This is a genomic window from Paenibacillus sp. JZ16 (assembly GCF_015326965.1).
In the GTDB taxonomy this organism is placed as follows: Bacteria; Bacillota; Bacilli; order Paenibacillales; family Paenibacillaceae; genus Paenibacillus_AQ.
The window spans coordinates 338322-359152 of record NZ_CP017659.1 but is presented as its reverse complement, the minus strand read 5'-3'; the positions used below and the strand labels follow the sequence as shown (position 1 = coordinate 359152).

General features: G+C 47.1%; 22 protein-coding genes and 1 pseudogene. 11 read left to right on the top strand and 12 right to left on the bottom strand.

Translation table 11 applies throughout. The features are described from left to right. The first annotated feature begins 101 nt into the window (after positions 1 to 101). Complete coding sequence (locus BJP58_RS01560) at positions 102 to 917, top strand: helix-turn-helix domain-containing protein (protein WP_336245460.1); 816 nt, start codon at positions 102 to 104, stop codon at positions 915 to 917. 260 nt (positions 918 to 1177) lie between these two features. Here BJP58_RS01560 and BJP58_RS01555 read toward each other — a convergent pair whose 3' ends face one another. The 4 genes and pseudogenes from BJP58_RS01555 to BJP58_RS01540 form a co-directional block, all read right to left on the bottom strand. Further along, positions 1178 to 1888, bottom strand: coding sequence for an alpha/beta hydrolase family protein (locus BJP58_RS01555; RefSeq protein ID WP_194542503.1), 711 nt, complete (start codon positions 1886 to 1888; stop codon positions 1178 to 1180). 115 nt (positions 1889 to 2003) lie between these two features. Then, positions 2004 to 2399 carry a c-type cytochrome gene (locus tag BJP58_RS01550; protein ID WP_194542502.1) on the bottom strand — a complete coding sequence of 132 codons (396 nt, stop codon included), beginning with the start codon at positions 2397 to 2399 and terminating at the stop codon, positions 2004 to 2006. Between the two features lie 32 nt (positions 2400 to 2431). Beyond that, positions 2432 to 4143, bottom strand: a pseudogene (locus BJP58_RS01545) (GMC family oxidoreductase). 30 nt (positions 4144 to 4173) lie between these two features. Next, complete coding sequence (locus BJP58_RS01540) at positions 4174 to 4935, bottom strand: gluconate 2-dehydrogenase subunit 3 family protein (protein WP_071221682.1); 762 nt, start codon at positions 4933 to 4935, stop codon at positions 4174 to 4176. A 125-nt stretch (positions 4936 to 5060) separates the two neighbouring features. Here BJP58_RS01540 and BJP58_RS01535 point away from each other — a divergent pair, with 125 nt between their 5' ends. The 3 genes from BJP58_RS01535 to tatC are packed head-to-tail and all read left to right on the top strand — an operon-like array spanning position 5061 to position 6681. Continuing rightward, the gene (locus tag BJP58_RS01535) at positions 5061 to 5744 is read left to right on the top strand and encodes a hypothetical protein (RefSeq protein WP_194542501.1); all 684 of its coding nucleotides are present in this window, start codon (positions 5061 to 5063) and stop codon (positions 5742 to 5744) included. A 17-nt stretch (positions 5745 to 5761) separates the two neighbouring features. Beyond that, positions 5762 to 5947: a twin-arginine translocase TatA/TatE family subunit gene (gene tatA / locus BJP58_RS01530; protein ID WP_071221680.1), complete on the top strand. Its 186-nt coding sequence runs from the start codon at positions 5762 to 5764 to the stop codon at positions 5945 to 5947. After that, complete coding sequence (tatC, locus tag BJP58_RS01525) at positions 5944 to 6681, top strand: twin-arginine translocase subunit TatC (protein ID WP_194542500.1); 738 nt, start codon at positions 5944 to 5946, stop codon at positions 6679 to 6681. The genes tatA and tatC overlap by 4 nt, the downstream gene beginning before the upstream one ends. A gap of 104 nt (positions 6682 to 6785) precedes the next feature. On the opposite strand, the gene BJP58_RS01520 is transcribed toward tatC, so the two are convergent. Both BJP58_RS01520 and BJP58_RS01515 read right to left on the bottom strand, forming a co-directional pair. Then, positions 6786 to 7580 (bottom strand): SDR family NAD(P)-dependent oxidoreductase, encoded by a 795-nt coding sequence (locus BJP58_RS01520; RefSeq protein ID WP_194542499.1) that lies wholly within the window; start codon positions 7578 to 7580, stop codon positions 6786 to 6788. A 144-nt stretch (positions 7581 to 7724) separates the two neighbouring features. Further along, a complete protein-coding gene (locus BJP58_RS01515) occupies positions 7725 to 8780 on the bottom strand; it encodes an AraC family transcriptional regulator (protein ID WP_194542498.1) in 1056 nt (351 codons plus the stop codon). A 348-nt stretch (positions 8781 to 9128) separates the two neighbouring features. On the opposite strand from BJP58_RS01515, the gene BJP58_RS01510 reads away from it, so the two are divergent. Beyond that, positions 9129 to 9701: a TetR/AcrR family transcriptional regulator gene (locus tag BJP58_RS01510; RefSeq protein WP_194542497.1), complete on the top strand. Its 573-nt coding sequence runs from the start codon at positions 9129 to 9131 to the stop codon at positions 9699 to 9701. After that, on the top strand, positions 9698 to 10141 hold the full coding sequence (locus tag BJP58_RS01505) for a DUF5367 family protein (protein ID WP_194542496.1): 444 nt from the start codon (positions 9698 to 9700) through the stop codon (positions 10139 to 10141). Before BJP58_RS01510 ends, BJP58_RS01505 begins: the two co-directional genes overlap by 4 nt. A 78-nt stretch (positions 10142 to 10219) precedes the next feature. Here BJP58_RS01505 and BJP58_RS01500 read toward each other — a convergent pair whose 3' ends face one another. Beyond that, on the bottom strand, positions 10220 to 10771 hold the full coding sequence (locus tag BJP58_RS01500; RefSeq protein WP_194542495.1) for a GNAT family N-acetyltransferase: 552 nt from the start codon (positions 10769 to 10771) through the stop codon (positions 10220 to 10222). Positions 10772 to 10984: 213 nt separating this feature from the next. Between BJP58_RS01500 and BJP58_RS01495 the strand changes: the two genes are divergently transcribed. The 3 genes from BJP58_RS01495 to BJP58_RS01485 are packed head-to-tail and all read left to right on the top strand — an operon-like array spanning position 10985 to position 14961. Beyond that, complete coding sequence (locus BJP58_RS01495) at positions 10985 to 12583, top strand: spore germination protein (RefSeq protein WP_194542494.1); 1599 nt, start codon at positions 10985 to 10987, stop codon at positions 12581 to 12583. Between the two features lie 34 nt (positions 12584 to 12617). Next, entirely contained in the window at positions 12618 to 13835 is a 1218-nt protein-coding gene (locus BJP58_RS01490; protein ID WP_194542493.1) for a Ger(x)C family spore germination protein, read from the top strand. Between the two features lie 34 nt (positions 13836 to 13869). Next, positions 13870 to 14961 (top strand): GerAB/ArcD/ProY family transporter, encoded by a 1092-nt coding sequence (locus tag BJP58_RS01485; RefSeq protein WP_194542492.1) that lies wholly within the window; start codon positions 13870 to 13872, stop codon positions 14959 to 14961. 158 nt (positions 14962 to 15119) lie between these two features. Here the strand turns inward: BJP58_RS01485 and BJP58_RS01480 are convergent, their stop codons facing one another. The 5 genes from BJP58_RS01480 to BJP58_RS01460 form a co-directional block, all read right to left on the bottom strand. After that, on the bottom strand, positions 15120 to 15836 hold the full coding sequence (locus BJP58_RS01480) for a hypothetical protein (protein ID WP_194542491.1): 717 nt from the start codon (positions 15834 to 15836) through the stop codon (positions 15120 to 15122). Beyond that, positions 15833 to 16708, bottom strand: coding sequence for an ATP-binding cassette domain-containing protein (locus BJP58_RS01475; RefSeq protein ID WP_194542490.1), 876 nt, complete (start codon positions 16706 to 16708; stop codon positions 15833 to 15835). Before BJP58_RS01475 ends, BJP58_RS01480 begins: the two co-directional genes overlap by 4 nt. Further along, complete coding sequence (locus BJP58_RS01470; RefSeq protein WP_194542489.1) at positions 16705 to 17076, bottom strand: GntR family transcriptional regulator; 372 nt, start codon at positions 17074 to 17076, stop codon at positions 16705 to 16707. The genes BJP58_RS01475 and BJP58_RS01470 overlap by 4 nt, the downstream gene beginning before the upstream one ends. A 191-nt stretch (positions 17077 to 17267) precedes the next feature. Further along, the gene (locus BJP58_RS01465) at positions 17268 to 18620 is read right to left on the bottom strand and encodes a sensor histidine kinase (protein WP_194542488.1); all 1353 of its coding nucleotides are present in this window, start codon (positions 18618 to 18620) and stop codon (positions 17268 to 17270) included. A 1-nt stretch (position 18621) separates the two neighbouring features. Then, a complete protein-coding gene (locus tag BJP58_RS01460) occupies positions 18622 to 19308 on the bottom strand; it encodes a response regulator transcription factor (protein ID WP_194542487.1) in 687 nt (228 codons plus the stop codon). Between the two features lie 205 nt (positions 19309 to 19513). Here BJP58_RS01460 and BJP58_RS01455 point away from each other — a divergent pair, with 205 nt between their 5' ends. Both BJP58_RS01455 and BJP58_RS01450 read left to right on the top strand, forming a co-directional pair. Then, entirely contained in the window at positions 19514 to 19732 is a 219-nt protein-coding gene (locus BJP58_RS01455) for an SHOCT domain-containing protein (RefSeq protein ID WP_194542486.1), read from the top strand. Between the two features lie 19 nt (positions 19733 to 19751). Next, entirely contained in the window at positions 19752 to 20792 is a 1041-nt protein-coding gene (locus BJP58_RS01450) for a DJ-1/PfpI family protein (RefSeq protein ID WP_194542485.1), read from the top strand. Positions 20793 to 20831 lie beyond the last annotated feature (39 nt).

Genomic DNA, 20831 nt, shown 5'->3' with positions numbered 1-20831 from the left:
TAACAATTCAGGAGGCTTCGGGTACAATGAGGACATCATGACCTAACCGGATTTCGTGAGAGGTGATTTGACATCAACTTTTTTGTTCCGATCCCTTTTATATCAGTCGAGAGAGCAAATCCCGATCGAGTATTCCTTCATTCCACTATCACGACGCTTATGAAATTCTGTACATTGTCTCAGGCGAGCTGCATTATTGTATTGGAAGCCAGCCGTTTCAGCTCGTGGGCGGTTCTATGCTGCTCATTCGCAAGAACGACGGACACCGTCTGATCAATCCTAACGGTGCCCCATTCGAAAGAGTAACCCTGCTCTTTCAAGAAGAGTTTTTAGGCGGGTTGTTGACCGAGGATCCGTCTTTTCATCCCCTCTCCCCTTTCCAAGCAGGTTCCGGTTCCATCCGGTTAAAGGGTCAGGAACAGGGGTATGTCGAAGGGCTCTTTGCGAGGATGGCCGCCGAATCGGCTAACGAATCCCCAGAGTCGAATTTCTATCTCAAAATCCTGTTATCCGAGCTTTTGGTGTTCACCCACCGTATTCTGAACAGCGGCCGCCAATACATAACTATCTCTACCAACCAGGTTCATCAGCGTATCTCCCATATAGCTCACTTTATCAATCACCACTACGACCAGCGCCTCACTTTAGAGGAACTCACCAGCCGGTTCCATGTAAGTCCCTCCCATCTTAGCCGAACCTTCAAGGAATCGACGGGGTTTACCCTGATCGAGTATGTGAATCACGTACGGATCAAGCAAGCGTGTCATTTGTTGAAAGAATCCAATATGCAAGTTTCAGATATCGCCGAAAGCGTCGGCTTCGAGAATTCAACCCATTTCGGTCGCACGTTTAAAACCATAATCGGTCTCACTCCCCTGAAATTCCGTAAAATTCATCAGACGAATATACAGCTGTAAAGCAACGTTCTGAGCAAGGATGAAATGTTGGCGCAAAGGCGAGCGCTGACGCTTGTCCGGAATCGATTCGTCCTCTCCGCTACGCGTGCAGATCGCTTACTTCTAGACGCAAAGAAACCGTTCTTTGGTAAAATGGAGGGGCGACCCAAACCATTAACGAGAGGAACGGTTTCTTTTGTACATACAATACACCATGGACCCACTCTATCTGCCAGTGGATGCTTGTACATTTGGTTTACATAACATTTATTACGTAATGTTTATCTTTCGGGGTGCAATTCATGGATTTTGGATATAAGATCGACTGAATTGGTATGGAATGCTTCGTTTGAATCCGTCCAGGCTGATTTCAGAAAATAAGAGGCATGAAACCGCCATCCTTGATGATCCGGATTAAAATCCAGTTGAATCTCACGCCCCGGCCTTCCACGGTACACCTTGGAACCCGGCATGCGCCAACTGCCAATTCTAGTGATCCTGTCCGGATTCTGACCCGTGATATATGTAAACCGGTCATTGTAAGGAATATCCTTCAAATAAAACCTTGGACATCCTACAGCAAACACATGGATTCCCCGATAATTAAACTTCTCCTCCAAATAAAGCCCTGCCTTATAAGCGATCACGCCTCCGGCGCTGTGCCCGATCAGGATCAGCTGCTCCGCACCAGCTGCATGCTCATGGATGATCTGTCCTGCTTCCATAACCCGCTGAGACTGCTCTCGAACCAAATCATAGCCGACTTGCGTAAGCTGCCGGGCCAGTAGACGGACTAACGAGGAAACCGATATGCCGTTTGCCATCCCGTAAGGAAAGATCATTAAGATTTTGGCATTTGGGTATCTTCGGGCAACCTCGCTTGCAGCATCTTCAAAATTATTTCGATAGGTCAGGACACCGGCAAAAAAGCACACCACCGTCCGGCACTTTATCGAGCATGTGCTATAGGAGGATACGAACGTCTCTGTCATGACTTCACAATCCACCTCCAAAAGTGTTCCATTCTTACGCTGTAACCGTGAGAGAAAACCCCCATGACCACAACGCGATTTATATCTGCATTGTAGCATGAGGGTCCTCTTAATTTCATATCCGGTTCACCTTATTTTTGGCAGCCAACCATTGAGACAGCACATTAATTTCGTCTTCCGTCAGCCTGCCTTGGAATGCCGGCATTCCATTGCGCCCATTTGAAATAATACCTGCAATTTCGCTAGCGTCGTGCTTGGAGCCTACATTTTGAAGGCTGGGGAAATTTCCGCCTCCGCCTAAGTCGGTAGCATGGCAAGCCATGCAGTTGGCATTGTACAGCGTCATAGCTGCATCGTTGTTGGCATCCCCGCCGGTTGCTCCTTCCTCTGGTGCTTGTCCGCCGTTTTCTGCAGGAGCCGGAGCCGGATCTGCTGCATCATTACCACCACATGCCACCACAGCAAGAGCAAAAGTCAATAGCAATACTAACAGTAATCCTTTTCTGAACATGGTTGAAACTGCCTCCTTTTGTAAAATGCAAGCTATACTAACAGCCCGCCCTTTTTGCTGTATTCCATAATTCCATCCACTGTGCGATATGCAAGAGCCCCGACCGTGCCGGTCGGATTATAGCCGCTATTATGCGGGAAAGCGGATGCGCCTACCACAAACAAGTTTTCCATATCCCACATTTGCATGTAGTTGTTGACGGCCGAATTGCCAGGGTTCTCTCCCATAATCACCCCGCCGGTATTATGAGTCGATTGGTATGTCGTAATTTCGTAAGGTCCCAGTTCCTTTAATTTCATGATATTCTGGCCCCCCATCTCCTGCACAATCTCCGCGCAGCGATCGGAAAGATACCTGGCCAACTGGCGATCCTGCTCTTCGAAATCAAACGTGATTCGAATCAACGGGTCTCCGAATGCGTCCTTATAGGTGGGATCCAAATCCAGGTAATGATGCCGATAAGGCATCGAAGAACCTTGAGACCCTACGGTCAGTACACTGTTGGCATACTTCAAGGAATTCGCCTTAAATTCTTTGCCCCAACGCGGTGATTCCTCCGGAACAGGATTGTTTTGAATAGGCCTTTGTCCGGTTACCGTATGGGCAATATTCCCCCATGAATGAACTTCAGGTCTGAGTGATCGAAATTGTCGCCGTTAAAATCGTCCACGCTCATCCCTAGGCTTCCTGCACCTGCAAACAGATTGAATTTGTCCTCAAAAAATCCGGCGGCATTCCCCTTGATCACCTGATAGGCATAGTTTTTGCCGATCACGCCCGTCCCGCTGGACGAGTCGTATGGTTTGCCGATTTTCGAGAGAAGCATCAAACGGGTATTGTTAAATACATATCCCGTCGAGACGACGATATCGGCCGGCTGTTCGATTTCCTCCCCGGTCGTTAGGTCCGTGTACATGACGCCCGTTGCCTTACCACCCTTATGCAGAATTCTACGAACATAGGAATGGGTGCGGATTTCGAACTTTCCGGTTTTTTTCGCAACAGGAATCACGGTAACGACAGGATCCGCTTTCGCTCCGTATTCGCAGCCAAACCGCTCGCAGTATCCACAATACTGGCAAGCCGCTCGAGAAATGCCATCCGGGTTCGTATAGTTTTCCGACAGATTGGCTGAAGGAACCGTATACGGATTGAGTTTCAGGTTTTTCGCAGCATCCGCAAACATCTTCATGGATGGCGTATGCAGCATAGGCGGTGTTGGGTAAGGATTCGAACGTTTTCCTGCCAAGGGATTTTCCTCGCCGGAGATGCCGGTCGTCTTCTCGAACTTATCAAAAAACGGCTCGAGCTGATCGTAGGTAATACCCCAGTCCTGGATCGTCATTTCCGGCGGTATTTTATCTTTCCCATATCGTTCTTCCGTCATGCTCCGGATTTTAAAATCGTAGGGAAGGAAACGGAACGTTTGCCCATTCCAGTGCACGCCGGCTCCCCCAAGTCCCTCCCCTAACAGAAACGATCCATACTGCCTCATCGGTAGTGCACGTATTTTTTCGGTGCTCCGGAATGTAATCGTTTCTTTGGAAAGGTCCTGCATCAAATCGTACCGGAGCGCGTAACGGAGCTCATCGTGAGCCATGTAGTAGTCTTCCGTTACCCTTTCTTTACCTCTTTCCAAACCGACGACAGATAAACCCTTCTTGGTCAATTCCGAGGCGATAATCCCGCCAGCCCAGCCGACGCCGATAATGACAACATCCGTTTTCGGTAATTTTTTGGCCATATGCGTACTCCTTTCGCTATAGATGAGCTGTTATAGGTGATCCTTTAAACTCTTCGGCGGGATGACGGTGAAATTCTTCTCAATAATATTCGTGTAAGCCATTTGGTTACCCGGATATTGACGCATCGTCCAGCCCTGCATATTTTTGTTCCCGCCATACAACGGATCACTGTAGACCCCTTCCAATGTGCTGCTGCGGAGCAGGTTAAAGAACCCGCTGGCCGAGATCGTTGTCAATTTGACCTCATCGTTCTGGAAGGCAGTTAACACGGCATCCTGTTCCTCTGGTGACAGGCTAGGGAAATCTTTCTGATACTTCTTTTGGCTGTAGTTCTGAATCTCGCGCAGACCAATGTAGAATATCTCCCGTCGTCTTAATCGGCCCTGATAACCTTGCGTTTTCTCTCCAACATAGAATGGGGGCTGCATATAATCTCTTGCATTGAACCCCCAATCACCGGCCAGCTGATGGTCGATGAAGAAGGCTGCGCCGAGTTCTTTAGCGCCCGGACCGTTCTCATCCGCAGGAAAAATACGCTCTACGGCTGCTTCCGTGATCCTGTATTGCTCCTGGTTAAAGAACATTAATGCTTGGTTGTAGTTGTTATCATTCTGTTCAGGTGCCGGTGCTGCAGGCGGGGTTTCCCGCTTCGGCAAAAGATATCCGAGTACACCGCCCAGCACGACACCTCCCACGGCATAACCGGAGTTTCTCAGAAACTTCCGCCGTGTCATCGTCTGCGAGCCGTCAGGCTTCGATGGTTTGGTTTGTTGTTCGTCTTGTTCGCTCAAACTCTCAGCACCCCTACTCTTCTTCATTTTTGAATAATGGGTATTGTCCCCATCAAAATTTCATTCATACATTATTCTCCATCCGGGCATGATAAAATTACTAACCGATATGGAGGCGAATGCTCATGAATCAATTGTGGAGCAGGTGGAAAGGCCCGATTATGGGCTCGGCACTGCTTCTTTCTTTAACAGCCTGCTTAAATCAAACCGACGACAATCAACAAAACGCGCAATCCGTGGAGCAGCATAATGCCGATGCCGTTCACTTGCACAGCACCGACGTGATCCCTAGCTATCATGGACCGAAAACCGAAACAACCAATGTCCATGGCAATACCACAAGCGGGATGGGCATGTCCGTGTACAGCATGATCGGCTCATCCAGCCTGCATGAAGGCGGCGTCTCTTCCCATGTTCAGTCAAGACTTGCAGGTCTGGGCATTGATGGAGTGAAAGCTTTTGTCCTCAATGACACGATTATTCTGGCACGTGCAGAATCACGCGTTTCTTCTAACCACTATGACAACATGCAGCAAAAGGTGTTAAGTCAGACGGAAGGAATGTCGGGCAAAGGCGAGCCGGATGAAGGAGTAAGCGGAGCAAAGAACGTGGACAACGATAATATGTCGCAAGCCAAAGAGCAAGTGAAGAACATGTTTAATGAAGAAGTGCAAATTCTAACGGTAACGAATCCTCAAGCTCCTGCGCTGATCGACCGAATTGCCTCGAAGCTGCATGATGCGCCGCGCGACAAGTCGATCGCCAGAGATATTACTGAGCTGCTGCATATGGCATCGGATAAAAAATAAATAAAGGAGTTGATCATATGCCTCTGGGAAACATCGGAGTGACAGGGCTGATCCTCATTCTGTTGATCGCCTTGATTATTTTCGGTCCTTCGAAGCTGCCTGAACTGGGCCGTGCCTTCGGTCGAACACTAAGCGAGTTCAAAAACTCAACGCGTGAACTGGTTTCGAGCGAAGATATCCATGATGGAGATAAATTGAAATGACCCAGCACGAGCAAGAACAGGAGTTGCATATAATAGAGCACTTAACAGAGCTCCGCAAGCGGATTCTCATCACATTGGGCACCTTTTTGGTAGCCCTTTGTGCCGCTTTTCTATATGTTGAACCGCTGTATGAAATGCTGACTCGCGACGTGGAGGGTCAGCTTCAAATACTGGGACCAACGGACGTGATTTGGGTATACTTCATGATTGCAGGCGTTATAGCTCTTGCGGTGACGATGCCTGTTGCCGGATTTCAGGTATGGCGGTTCGTCGTACCCGGGTTGAGTACTGTTGAGCGGCGTGCATCCCTGGCTTACATCCCTGCGATCGGAGCCCTTTTTCTATTGGGTTTGGCCTTTGGCTACTTTGTCATATACCCCATGGTCCTGTCCTTCCTGGATTCGCTGTCGCACCATTTCATAACAGCTTATACTGCCGAGAGATATTTCCGTTTTATGGTGCATATGACCGTACCGTTTGGTGTGCTGTTCGAAATGCCCGTCGTTATCATGTTCTTGACCTCGATTGGCATTCTGAATCCGCTCCGCTTAGCTAAAATGCGCAAAATCTCCTATTTGCTGCTGACGATTGCAGCCGTAACCATTACACCGCCGGATTTCGTGTCGGACATCCTCGTCATTGTGCCCCTGTTCCTTCTATATGAGATCAGCGTTGGATTGTCTCGAATTGTATATCAGAAAAGACTGACCAGGCTGGAATTAATAGGTGAGTAAAAACCAGCTTCGGATCAGGGACGCTGTGTATGAATACTAAAAAAGCTTGGAGATCTCTTTTAGATCCCAAGCTTTTAATATATAAGCAGATATATATAATAAGGTTAGAAAATCGTAGGCACCATTCCCCCATCCATACGGATTGGTGAACCTTTAAACGCGGATGCATAAGGACTGCATAGGAATGCAGCCAGTCTACCGATTTCGAACGGCCTAATAAATCGTTGAATTTCGGATTGAGGCAGGTTTGTACTCATGAAAGCTTTCTCTTTTTCCGCAAAGGTCATATCTTCATTGGCGTATATTCCCTCGATAATATCCTGCACGTTCTCGGAGAGAGTCGGGCCGGGCAAAATCGTATTGACTGTTACTTCGGTACCTTTCGTTAATTTGGACAAGCTTTTTGCTAAGGATAGCAGCATGGATTTTGTCATGGCATACTGCGGCATTTGTCCAGAAGGCATCATGGCTTCTTCACTCGCCATGAAGATAATACGTCCAAAATCGTTCTTTAGCATGCCGGGCAAATAAAATTGGGTTAATCCGTTGGCTGCAAGCACATTCGTACGGAAGTAGGTATCCCAAACTTCATCGTTAACATCCTCGTACGGCATGATTTCGTATATCCCCATATTGTTAACCAGAATATCCACGTGAGGGTATTTATCAAATAGAGCCTCTCTTTGCCCGATATCCACCAAATCGGCGGTAGCATTCTGAGGACTTGTATTCGGGAAATCCGACTTGATTTCATTAACGGTTCGTTGTACCTCTTCATCATTTCGTCCGTTGATAAGAACATGGACACCTTCTCTGGCAAGTTCAATGGCAATAGCCTTGCCTATCCCTTTCGTAGATCCTGTAACCAATGCTGTTTTATTGTTTAATCCCATATCCATAATATAAACATATCTCCTTTGTGCTCTGGATAGTGTTCATATTACATTGTATAGATAGCTGGGTAACTAGTTTATCGCGCCAAAGTACTTGTTTAACACGCCAATTGTAATTGACAAAGAAACCTGTGTTTTGATGTCCAAACGCTATGAACCCATGGTCAACATTTCCTGTCGGTGTTCGGACAGCGAAGGACTATTAAAATGTTCAGTGCGCCAATGGGATGGAGTATCTCCTTCCCAAAGACGGAATGCTCGGTAGAACGAGTTCTGATCTTCATATCCAATCAAAAAGGCAACTTCTTTGATATCGAGCGAGGGGTCTGCCAAGTACTCGATGGCCTGCTCATGTCTTGCTTGTGTCAACAATTGCTTGAAGCTTGCATTTGCATCCGTCAGCCTGCGCTGTAACGTACGATCACTCATATTAAGCTCCTTCGCCACTGACTGAATGTCAGGGCGCCCTCCTGTGAGACTGCGTTTCATGATCCATTTGACCAGGTCAGTAATGGAGCGGTGGCTCTGTAGTTCATCAAGCGAACGATCCAGAGCTGGAGTCAGAATCTCCAGCAATTCTTCGTTATACGAGATAAAAGGTCGGTCCAGATCTCTTCGATAGAGCGTTAATCGATTACGGTTTGCACCCATCCGGATGCGACAGCCAAAATAAGCTTCAAGAGCTTGTACATCGCCCATAGGCTGCGAAAATTCAACCAATTGCGCGGTCAGCGGTTGACCTGTGCCCCGTCGTCCAAGCTCCAGAAGACATGCCAGTGTAATGCCAACAAGCAGCGCCGGGCCAGGTTGATCGCTTAGGTTCAGCCATTCCAGCTCGATGGTACATCGTTCGCCCTCCTCGGAGATTAGCAAGCCTTCGGGTGGACATAGCTGCTTATACCGAGCCATTCGGTTTAAAGCATCCCGATAGTCACGAGCGTGGTAAGGCGCTAAGACGGTCGGCGGGTACTTCGCCGTTTCAAAGACGGTCGCAAGCTGGATGATGCCTTGGGCAGTGTCCCCCATGAGATCGGAATAGGCCTGCCAGATCGCGAAGTATTGGGCGGTGGTGACTTCCGGCTCAGTAATGACGGCGAGCGGCAATTCCGCTTTGCGAGCCACGTCTTGGGCGGCAATGCCTAATTGGTGTATTCCTTCCCATAATCCCGGCGGGATTTTAATTCGGTCAGAAGTATAACGCTTCATATATAATGCTCCTTTGACTACTGTTTATTGTAATGTTATTTATTCTCGATCGTGTAAAGGATGAAGTTTATCATCCTGTATTGGACTTCTTAGATTAAGCTCAGCCAAGTTGCAGGAGTCATCACGGTAGCTGATAGCTTCGTTCTTTTGCCATGCGAGTGATACTCGAAACGTTATTATACAGCAAATTAATGAAGATTGCAGACAATATACAAGTGATGATCGTTGTACCCTCCGCCCGAATAGACAGAGCGAATTCCGATTCCTCCATTTGACAAATCGAGTTTATTTTTTATACATTAGAGTTAGTTGTTTGAATAACTCACATCCAAGGAAGGTGAAACGGTCATGGCGAAACCGAACGTCATCAGCAAACAAGAACTGCTCGAAGCTGCCCAAAAGTGTGTTGCAGAAAAAGGTATGGATAAATTAACTTTGAAAGCAGTGGCCGATCAAGCAAATGTCAGCCAGGGAACGGTCTATTACCATTTTCGAACCAAAGAGCAATTAATAATTGAACTCGTTGAGAGCCTATGTAATGCTTCATGGGTTTCAGTGGAGCAAAACAATCGATCAGTTGAAGAAGCCATACAAGAAGCCAAGGAAAGATGCGATTATCATTCTGTTTACCATCGATTGTTTTTCTCTTCATTAGCTGCTAGCTTTCAGATCAAAGAGAACCGCAATCGAATGGGTTCCATGATTCAAGAAGAAAACAAACATCTGACTGATATTCTTACAGCCCGGTGGGGGGAATCGCCCATAAAGAACATATCCATGGATCAGTGGGGAATTTTAATGAATGCTATAATAGACGGGCTGGCCGTGCAGGCTTTGTTGGACGAGGAGTTTCCGAAGGAGGATGTTTTTACCGCTTTGCAGGTGATTTTTGATTTCATGACCAATGAGGTGAAGCGATGAACGCACAACGGATCAAAAACCGGCATGCTGGTCTCTTCTTATTATGGGGTTTTGCCCTTTGGCTGATCGCCACGATCATCTTTCATTATGGGGGGAACCTGCTGATTGATATCAGGCACCCGTTTAGAACCGTCTTGAGTTTTGCTGCCGCCATCCCTTTAATTTATGGATGCATCGCTCCGTTGTTCTCATTTCTTGATGTTCCGTATTCAGATCGTACCCGCCGTTCCGTCCAGATTGCTCTGCCTGGTATGTTCATGGACATTTTTTCGATTCTTTTCCATGATGTCGCTTTCCCATTAATCTCTGAGCAGAGCGTTCCCCTATTGGCAGCCTGGCTGTTCTGGGCATACAGCTTGATTCTGCTGGTTGGGCTGAGCCCCATGAAGTTTCGTTTCTCGTCACCTTTCATTAAGAAAAAGAAACTCCTTTTAAAATAGCAAAAAAAGAAGTCGCCGATAATGGCGACTTCTTTAGCTTGTGTAATTTTGTTCTGTTGATAAAGCATATACGAATAACTATGGCAATTGCCGAAATTCTTCCTCCAAAATCGACATCAAAATCATATCATGGAATCTTCCGTCCCAACATATCGAGTCCCGCAGGATACCCTCCCGTTTAAAACCAAGCTTTTCATAGACATGTATGGCCCGAGGATTAAACGCATATACACCTAACTCTATTCGGTGTAGACGTAAACTTTCGAAACCATGACGCAGCATGAGCTTCATGGCCTCCGTGCCGTATCCTTTATTGCTGTGCTGACCGGAAATCGATATGCGGATATTGCAGCTGCGGTTGTTGGGGTTGATTTCGTTCAGGACCACTTCACCAATTAAACCGTCCGTTTCCTTCTCCGCAATCATCATATCCAGCCGATCCTCATGAGCGTATCCGATTTTATGAATCCAGGCCGCAATCGAATCCTTGGTAAACGCCTGCTGCGTTCCCGTTAATCGGTTAGACTCAGCATCCTGCAATAATCCGAAATAGGCATCAAATTCATCTTCCCTTACGGGACGGAGCACAATGCGGTCCCCTTCGATCCGTGTTTCAAGCTTATTTTTCACTGCCCTAGGCCTCCAAGCCATTCATCCATTTATTAACGAGATATCAGCTAATTATAAGGTACCACCGATTCGCCGATCTGTCAGTCTACAAAACATTTATAGTTAAACTAACCTACCCTCCAAATATGGATGAAGTCCTCACCATGCAAAGAATATTAAACCCGAAATAGGGAACTTTAGATCGTATGAATCTTGTCAAAGCGAGCTGATCCCATGCCCTTTTTTAAACGAACAAAGCGAACCCATTCGAAAACGGCACTGCTTCATCATAACGAGCAAACGGTGCAAACCGCCGAATCCTCTCGTCTCTCCGACCGCTTGGATCAGAATTTACATAGAATCAGAGAACAAACCGGCCACAGTAGGGACATCATCATTCGGACCCTAAGTCATATGTTCGGAAGCGATTGCACCCTGGCCGTCATTTATATCGATGGACTGGTTGATACGCTCACCATCAATCACTCGATTATGGATTCCTTAACCTCAAAGGATTACGAAGAAAAACTGCATGCCTCTAACCCTGCAGAAATCTTGTCCATCATCAAAAACCGTTTCTTATCCATAGGCAGCATTAGCGATTTGGAGCATATGGAATCCCTGATCTCCGCCATGCTAGAAGGCAATACTGTCATTCTCATAGACGGTTCATCCCGAGGCATTATCGCCAGCTCTATCGGTGGAGAGGAACGCGGTGTAGAAGAGCCCCAATCTCAGACCGTCGTTCGCGGCCCGAAAGAAGGATTCACCGAGAATATTCGTACGAATACGGCCTTAATCCGTCGTAAGATTAAAAGCCCAGACCTCTGGATCGTGGACCGCAAGATTGGCCGCATCACCCAAACGGATGTTGCCGTTATGTATTTGAATGGCATCGCCAATGATAAGATCGTGCAAGAAATATTGAATCGTTTAGACCAGATCGATACCGACAGCATCCTGGAGAGCGGGTATATCGAAGAGTTTATACAAGATACAACGTTCACCCCCTTCCCTACCATGACTAATACGGAGCGCCCCGATGCTATCGCTGGTGCGATTCTGGAAGGAAAAGTTGCCGTTTTGGTTGATGGGACACCGTTTGTGTTGATCGCCCCCATCACCATCTTCAAACTGTTTCAATCGAGCGAGGATTACTACCAAAAGTTCGATATCGCGACCTTTTTGCGGCTGTTGCGCATCATTTCCTTTATGGTATCGATGCTTCTCCCTTCACTATATATTGCCATCTCCACGTTTCATCAAGAAATGCTGCCAACGACCTTGCTGATCAGCCTTGCAGCACAGCGGGAAGGCATCCCTTTTCCCGCCGTTGTCGAAGCCTTGGCTATGGAAATTACGTTCGAAGTATTAAGGGAAGCCGGTGTTCGAATGCCTAGAGCGATGGGCTCCGCGATCTCCATCGTAGGCGCGTTGGTTCTGGGTCAAGCTGCTGTACAGGCAGGCCTAGTGTCTGCTGCCATGGTTATCATCGTTGCATTTACCGCCATCGCAAGCTTTGTTGCGCCTTCTGTGAGCATAGCCAACTCCGCCAGACTGCTCCGTTTTTGTTTTATGATATTGGCGGCAACTTTAGGGCTCTTTGGAATTATGGCAGGATTAATCGCCATGCTGATCCACCTATGCGGTTTGCGATCATTCGGTTTGCCATATCTTACTCCGTTCGCTCCGTTTATCCCTTCAGACCAAAAAGACGTTCTGGTCCGTGTTCCATGGTGGGCCATGCTGACAAGACCGACCCTTATCAACCGTAATAACGCGAAACGGCAAAAAATGAACCAGCGTCCATCGCCTTCCAATGGCAAGAAATAATATATAACCGGTATAACTTGGAGGTGAAGAACAGATGATCCGGAAGTTGAATCTCCTGATTCTCATGTTGGCTGCCTCGCTGCTGCTCAATGGTTGCTGGGATAGTCAAGAGTTAAACTCGCTTAGTATTGTATCGGCGACGTCCATAGACCGCAGCGAGGATGAATGGGTCATCTCCTTCCAAGTCGTCATTCCGCAGTCCATCGCCACCCAGACCGGCGGCGGAGCCGGGGGAAGCCAATCTCCGATCACCATCTTCTCCACCAGGGGCAAGACCATTCGCGAAGCTATGCAGAACGCGAATTTAGAAGCGCCGCGTGCGCTGTTTTTTGCCCATAACTCCGTGCTGATTATCAATGAACAAGTCGTTCGGAATGAAGGCGTACGGCAAATCCTTGATTTTTTCCTCCGTCCGGTGGAAAGTCGGGAAACGATGTCGGTTCTCCTGACCAAGGATAAAGCCTCCAATCTATTGGAAGTGCTCATTCCATTAGAGAAAATAACAGGAAACGCGATTCAACGGGTCATTACCCAAGGTCAAGAAAATCTGTCCCAAGTAAAAAATATTAAATTGATTGATTTTGCATCCATGGTCGCCAATCCGTACAAAAGCGCCATGGCTCCAGAGTTAAGGGTGTCCGGCAATCAAGCGGAACAATCTAACTTGGATGCCTTAAAGTCAACCCGTAATCAAGCGGTACTCAAACTTGGCGATTTGGGCGTATTTCGAGGAGACAAGCTGGTGGGATGGATGAACCGAAAAGAAAGCAGAGGCGTCGCTTGGCTCTCGAACAGCGTCAAAAACCTGATCATTGTTACCCCATGCAGCGATCGAGAAGCTTCCCGGTTGTCGAGTTACCGAGTCATCCAATCATCGACCCAAGTGGACCCCAAAATGGTGAATGGTTCGGTCAACATGATGATCCATATTCAAACAGTGGGGGCTCTTGATGAAACCAGCTGTACGATGGATTTGACGAACCCGGACGTTATTTCGAAACTCGAGGATACGATTGCCGAGCAGATCAAGGATGAAGTGCTGGCTGCGTGGAAGAGCATGAAGGATTTGAATGTGGACGTGGTTGGTTTCATGGATATGATTCACAGAAAATATCCTGCAGCCAGCAAACACCTTACAAATTCGGAGAGACCGCTCCAGGAACTGGAACTCAAACTGAATGTAAAAGTCACCGTTGAACACACGAATATGATCAATAAACCCTTCTCGAATTTGATTGAACCCAATAAGTAGAACGCTATCGATACCTATAACAAGGAGGTCCCAAATGGAGAAGATCGGTAAATACCAAATCATTGCCATGACCATCTTGTTTATGATCGGCAGCACCCCTTTGTATGAACTGGGGATTGAAGCTAAACAAGATGCGTGGCTGGTCGTGCTGGTTGCAATGATCACGGGAATGTTACTGCTGTTCATCTATTTATATATCCAGAACCAAAATTCGGAGCATGCTCTTCCCCAAATTTTAAATCAGCACTTCGGCAAATATTTAGGTTCCATCATTACTGCAGCCTATATCGTTTATTTTGCGTATGAATCCATGAGGAATACCCGCGAGTTCGCGGACATTATTAATATCTCCTTTCTCCCCAGCACACCGCTGTACTTCCTGATTCTCTTAATGGTGTTGCTGTCCGGTTATGCCGTATGGAAAGGCATTGAGGTATTCTTTCGCGTCACCGAATTCCTGCTCCCTTTCACGCTGATCGGGTATATCCTGATCGTTCTCATGTTCATCGGTTCGAATATCATTCATCTTGAGCGCCTTATGCCTATATTAGAAAACGGAATTCTGCCTGTGCTGCGAACATCGTTGCCGGAGGTGATTAGTTTTCCGTTCGGTCAGGTCGTAGTATTTCTCATGTTTTGGAGTCATCTCGAAGACAAGAAAACGCTGTCCAAGGCATCCTTGTCTTCCTATATATTCGTAGGTATCTTTTTATTGATATTCAATATTTTAAATCTTGCGATTCTGGATCCCACCATAACGAGCATATCGACTTTTCCGCTGCTTCGGTCGGTTCGTCTCATTGAAATCGCCGATTTTCTGGAGCGTTTGGACCCGTTAATCATCTTGCTGATCTATATTGGCATATTCGTTAAAATGACCGCATTCTACCTCGGCGCCGTACTCGGTCTTTCCAGCCTGATCAAAGTCAGCCATAAAAAAACAACCGTGATCGTGGGTGCTTTCATCTTTACCATTTCGTTCGTCTCTCCGAACTTTATTTATCATATCTGGATCGGGTTTGCTCAAAATTTGAAATACCATTTTCCTATCTTCCAGATCTGGGTCCCTTTGATTCTAGCGTTGATTATTTTAATCAAAAGGCCTCGCTCTTCCAAATCCGGCTGATTGGGAACTCAATACATTACAAGAATTTGTATTGAACTCATAGAAAAAACCCCCTCCAATAGACTTTGATGCGCCTTTCACACACTGTCTAATTAAAGGGGGGCATATCATATTCGCGTCCTTATTATCCGGATATGTGCACGGATAGGTTGCTGCAGTTACTCTCTCTTTTGTTTCGGTTGCAGTGAGGCGTTACGCATCATCGGATAGGTGGTTAACAGCGCTGCTAAACCTGCGATTCCGGCTATCGTGAAACCGGTCATTGCATTTATATTTAATGTCGACAACCATGCTATAGGTGCTTCAAGCACTCCCGAGTAGTAGAGAAACATGGCTGCGATGGCAATGATCATGATACTGATTAATGTCCTTGTCATGCCCGCACGATACGTTATGCAGTAGATAAAAAAAGCGCCGCCGAACAAGATTAGTCCGACCATGAGATCGATCCATAAGTAAGGAAAAAATTGGTACTCACTGGAATGAAACATCCCCGCATGCGTAATGGATACCGAGCTGACTCCGCGATCGTATAATGTCCATAATAAACATTGTAAGAGGTTTAAGACTAGCATATACACAAATACACTTGAAACGCCGATGACATAAAAGCTTTTCAGCATTTGAGTTCGTGTGCCTCCAAGGCTGACAGCAATAGGCAGAAGGCTTTTGAACCCCATGACCCCATAGAACGGGATAAAGAAAAAATATGCGGGGCTTGAAATAGAACTGAGTGTCTTATCCATATCAAAGGATGTCCCGATAATAATCCAGGCTGCTGTTAATGGCAGCGTAATGTACAACAGAAGCAGCTTCCCCAAGAACCAGCTTGCATCTTCATAGATTAAACGAAACGTGCCGTGCGTCGAGCTCATCGTACCCCCTCCTTCACATTATCCGTCATATGAAGCAAATAATCCTGAAGATGCGCTTTCTCCACGGAAATTCCATTACTGCGGCCTAGCTCTCTCCATTCGTCGGAGAACGGGACATCAATCATAACTTTCTTTACGGAACCGATGGTGCTTTCATTTAGGATCTTTTGGTTACTGATTAATTGATTCACTCGATCGTGTTCACCGGTTATCCAGATCCCCCGTTCCCGCACCTCTTCCATCGGCTCATGTAACAGCAGCTTTCCGTCATGAACAACCACGATGGATTCCAGCAATGGTTGTAATTCCTCGATTTGATGTGTCGACACCAAGATCAGGCGCGGAAACGCATCATAGCTATCCAACAGCCGTTCATAGAACTTTTTTCGCATTCCTGCATCAAGCCCGTTGGTCGGTTCATCCAAGATCGTAACATCCGCCTGGCTGGCCAAACCGATCACAACCTGTAATGCCGTTTTCATCCCGGTCGACAGCTTCTTGGCTTTTTTATGCTGCGGCAGTTTAAACGTTTCCAGCAGCTCTTCTGCCAATTCCTGATTCCAGTTCGGTTTGAAATATTGATAAAACCGCAAGGCATCGCGTATGGTCCAAATATCACTGAACGGATGATCTTCCTGCATGTAACACAAATGTCGTTGGGCTTCCTGGTTATTGTATGGCCGGTGGCCCATAACCTCAATGTTGCCTTGACTAGGAATCTGATGCCCCGCAATCAGTTTCATCAACGTCGTTTTGCCCACACCGTTCCGTCCCCATAATCCCGTAATGACTGGATTTTGTTCAACGTATGACAATTCCTTGATCACAGGAACATCTTCGTAGGAAAAAGATACCTGCTTTAAAGAAATCATAAGTTCCCCTCCTCTTCCACTATGCACTCCATAACCTCCTCGACCGTCATGCCAATTCGCCTCGCCTCTTCCAGCATCGGACGAATATAATACTCCCGATAATGCTTTTGTTTGTCACGCAGCACCTGTTTCCTGGCCCCTTCCTTTACAAACATTCCTATTCCTCTCTGCTTGTAAATGATGTCCAGGTCAACCAAGGCTTGAAGCCCTCTACGCGCCGTGGCACGGTTAATGTTATAAAATCGGGACAATTCATTCTCAGAAGGGACGCGCTCCCCTTCCTTCACTACACCATCCACAATATCATCGATAATCATTTGAGCAATTTGTTGAAAAATGGGCTGGGATTCATCCAACAAAGCTTTCAAGGTGAAGCCTCCTTTCTGACCGTTATCATCCCCTTAGTCGTTAGGTTGATTACTCGTATGATCAACTGTACAACATGGTGCTGCAATTGTAAAGGGAGAATTATCCGGATCTAACATACATTTGATTCCTTCAAATCAAAAAAAGCCGCATTTTCGCGGCTTTTTCAACGTGCAATAAGTAATATGAACGACTATAGACCATTTGATTCCAACTGTCCTGAAGCTGCTGCAGGTAACCATCCTTCAAGCAGTGCTCCACCTTCCGGTTGGTTGCTTGCGGCAAGTTCGCCTCCGTGCTGCCTAACAATTCTTTGTGAAATGGTTAAGCCTAATCCGCTGCCACCGGTTGAACGACTTCTGGATGCTTCCCCGCGATATAGAGGTTCAAATACACGCTCAAGCTCTTCCCCAGAGAAGCCCGGCCCGGTATCGCGTATCGTAAACTTAACCTTATCACCAACTTTATTACACTGGACTTCGATTTCACCACCCGCAGATGTGTGTCTTACGGCATTATCCAGAAGATTGTTCATGGCTCGTTCTAATAAATGCATATCTCCATGGATGATGCACCGATCCGTTACATGGAACGAGATGGAAACTCCTTTTTGCCGAGCCAGCGGACTCAGACTATCCATCGAATTCCGGACGACCTGGTTAAAATCCACCGTTTTAGTATTCAGTTGCGACTCCACATACTCCATTTTTGTAAAAGTGAAAAGATCCTCTACCAAACGATCCAATTGGGCCGATTTGTCTTTGCAGACTGCAACATATTGGGCTATTTTCTCCGGAGATTGAGCGATCCCTTGCTCCAGACCATCCAAGTATCCTCGCAAAGCGAACAACGGTGTCCGTAAATCATGCGCAACAGCCGCAATGACGAATCGGCGTTCCTCTTCCAGTTCAGCCTGTTTTCGATAGGATTGCTCAAGTCCCTTGACCATAACATCGAATCCATCGCGCACTTCAGCGATTTCGGTGACCCTGGACATGGGTAGCCGAACATCCCAATCCCCTGTTGCAATTTGTCTTGCTGCATTTCCCATCTTCTCGAGTGGTTTGAGAACGAATCGCCTCATTTCCATTCCGACAACAAAGATCGCAAGCAGCAGCCCGACAAAAGCCGACATCACTTGAAATTGGTTGGATTGAGGTAAGTACAGAATAACCCTTCCCAGCAATGAGCCGTCCTCGATGACGGAGAACCGCTCGGTTGATAAATTAGTGCCACGTCGGTCAGGATTGGAACGATAAATTTCCTGATCTTCTGCGGATTGAATGAGCACATCCATCTTCGCTTCACGCAGCGCGGAATACAATTGGTTTTGCCAGACTGGATCTGTCCATTGGTCTGTGTCCGATTCAATTCGCTGCGTCATTTCCGATATATTTCGTTGCAGGGTCTCGTTTTGCAGCCGACCTAGTTCGAAGCTGAGTGTCTTGGTTTCCATAAAGTGCGCAGTAACAAAGAAGATCCACGGCAATAAGAGGATAAAGAAGAAGCAAAGCATGGTAAACGTACGAATGCGGAGTGACCTCATATTACCCTCCCTCAAAGCGATACCCTACTCCCCATACGTTGACCAGGAATATCGGTTTATTCGGATCAGCTTCGATTTTCTCGCGAAGCCGACTAAGATGGACCCGAATTGTATGCCTGTCGCCCACCCCATCCCAAAACTTCGAAAGTAATTGTTCATAGGAGAAAACATGTCTCGGATGTTCGGCAAATAATCGCAGCAGCTCATATTCCCTGGGTGTGAGCACGATGTTGTTTCCATCCACTAGTACTTCTCTTGTGGACAGGTTTAATTTAATGCGTCCGTAATCCAAGACCCTGTTATCCAATTGTTGTGGGGAAGCGGACCGCCGCAATACGGCTTTTACTCTGGCAACGATCTCACCCGGCGAAGCGGTTTTGACGATGTAATCATCGCCTCCGAGGGTAAGGCCTCGAATCTTATCCACATCATCGCTGCGAGCGCTCAAGAACAGGATTGGTACATTGCTCTCCCCGCGAATCCGGCGGCAAAACTCAAATCCATTTTGTCCCGGCATCATAATGTCAAGAACAATACAATCAACGGAGTTTTCCTTAAATATGTCCCACGCTTGAGCGGTGTCGCAAGCGGTTTTCACTTGAAAGTGGTCATTCTCTAGAAAATCCCTTAATAGCTCAACAATATCTTGGTCATCGTCTACAACCAGAATCGTCTTTGATACGCTCATGTTTATCCCACCTTTGCTTTCCTAGTTTATCATTTTTTTTAACAAGAACTAACGCGAGCTTATGTATTGTGATGTTTTCTTTATACTTTTGTGATCTTTTTTCATCTTTGTTTGAGATATTCGTTTGGTATGCTTCTATTTGCGCACACGACCAGCCCCAACTTCGGGTGATCGTCCCGCACACCATGATAAAGGAGGTATACATATGGGTTTGGAAAATAACGCCTTCTCGTTCTTTCCTTTCGGCGCTTTGTTTTGTCTCACGCTGTTTTCTTTCCTGGCGGTTCGAGTATACGCGATTCGTTATCGTTACAAAAACGGTCATCAAAAGAATGACGTCGCTATGATTCTGAAGAACCGAATGGCCAATGGTGAAATTGATGAGAAGGAATATCGTAAGCTGAAAGATCTTTTGACTAAATAGAGACTAGGAGGATTTATGGATGCTTAACGTTCAAATTGTGTTGTTTGACGGCTTCGACCTGCTGGATGCGATAGCGCCTTACGAGGTCTTCTGTGCTGCAGCCATGAATGCTGAAAATGCGTTAAACGTAGAATTGGTCACCGCCGAGGGATCAAGATCCGTGCCTAGCGGCATCAACGGGTTGAGGATTGAAGCAAGTGGCAGACTGGACCCGGAACGAGCGGGCATCATTCTCGTACCTGGCGCGTCCGGCGACGTCGAGGGAGATGGGCCCGATTCGGTTCCGGCTATTCTGGGCCGGGCCATGAGTACCGAATTGACCCGGTTGATCAAGCAGGCTCTCCAGCACAAAGACATTACAGTCGCTACGGTCTGTGGCGGTTCCCTGATTCTTGCTATGGGAGGCCTCTTAGAAGGCCGGCCGGCGGTAACGAACCATCTGGGCATGGCCTTACTTAGTGCAACTGGGGCAGTTCCCGTCTCGGCTCGCGTCGTGGACGACGGCAATCTGGTTACCGGTGGCGGCGTAACTTCAGGACTCGATGTAGCGCTATATCTGGTGGAACGTGAACTTGGACCTCGTATCGCTCACGCGGTAGAGCGGTTATTCGAATATGAACGAAGAGGCACGGTTTGGAAGGATACAGGGATAAAGCCTAACGTTAATAAATCAGTGCCGAGCGACGAACCAAATGCCGCGGTGAACAAAACAGCAATGATACCCACGCCAAGCTCCCAGCATAGCAAAAGCATACAGGCATCGGTCTTCGACGGGGATTGGGAGACCACTATCGCTACGCCCGTCGGGAAGATGGAGGTCAAGCTCTCCATATTGACAAGGGACGATTTGATCCAGGGCACGGCAACGCAGGGGGATGAAACCATTGAGTTTATGAACCCTGTACTTCAGGATAACAAGCTGGCCTGGTCACTACGAATCACGAAACCCATGCGCTTGAATCTCAAGTTTGAAGTTGTCGCCGATGGAGATCACATGGTTGGTATAGCCAAAGCTGGCTTACTGCCTGCATCCAAGTTAACAGGAAATCGGGTTACCTAATCGTAAGAAAGAAAATCCGCGGCATACACGCGCTCTGGC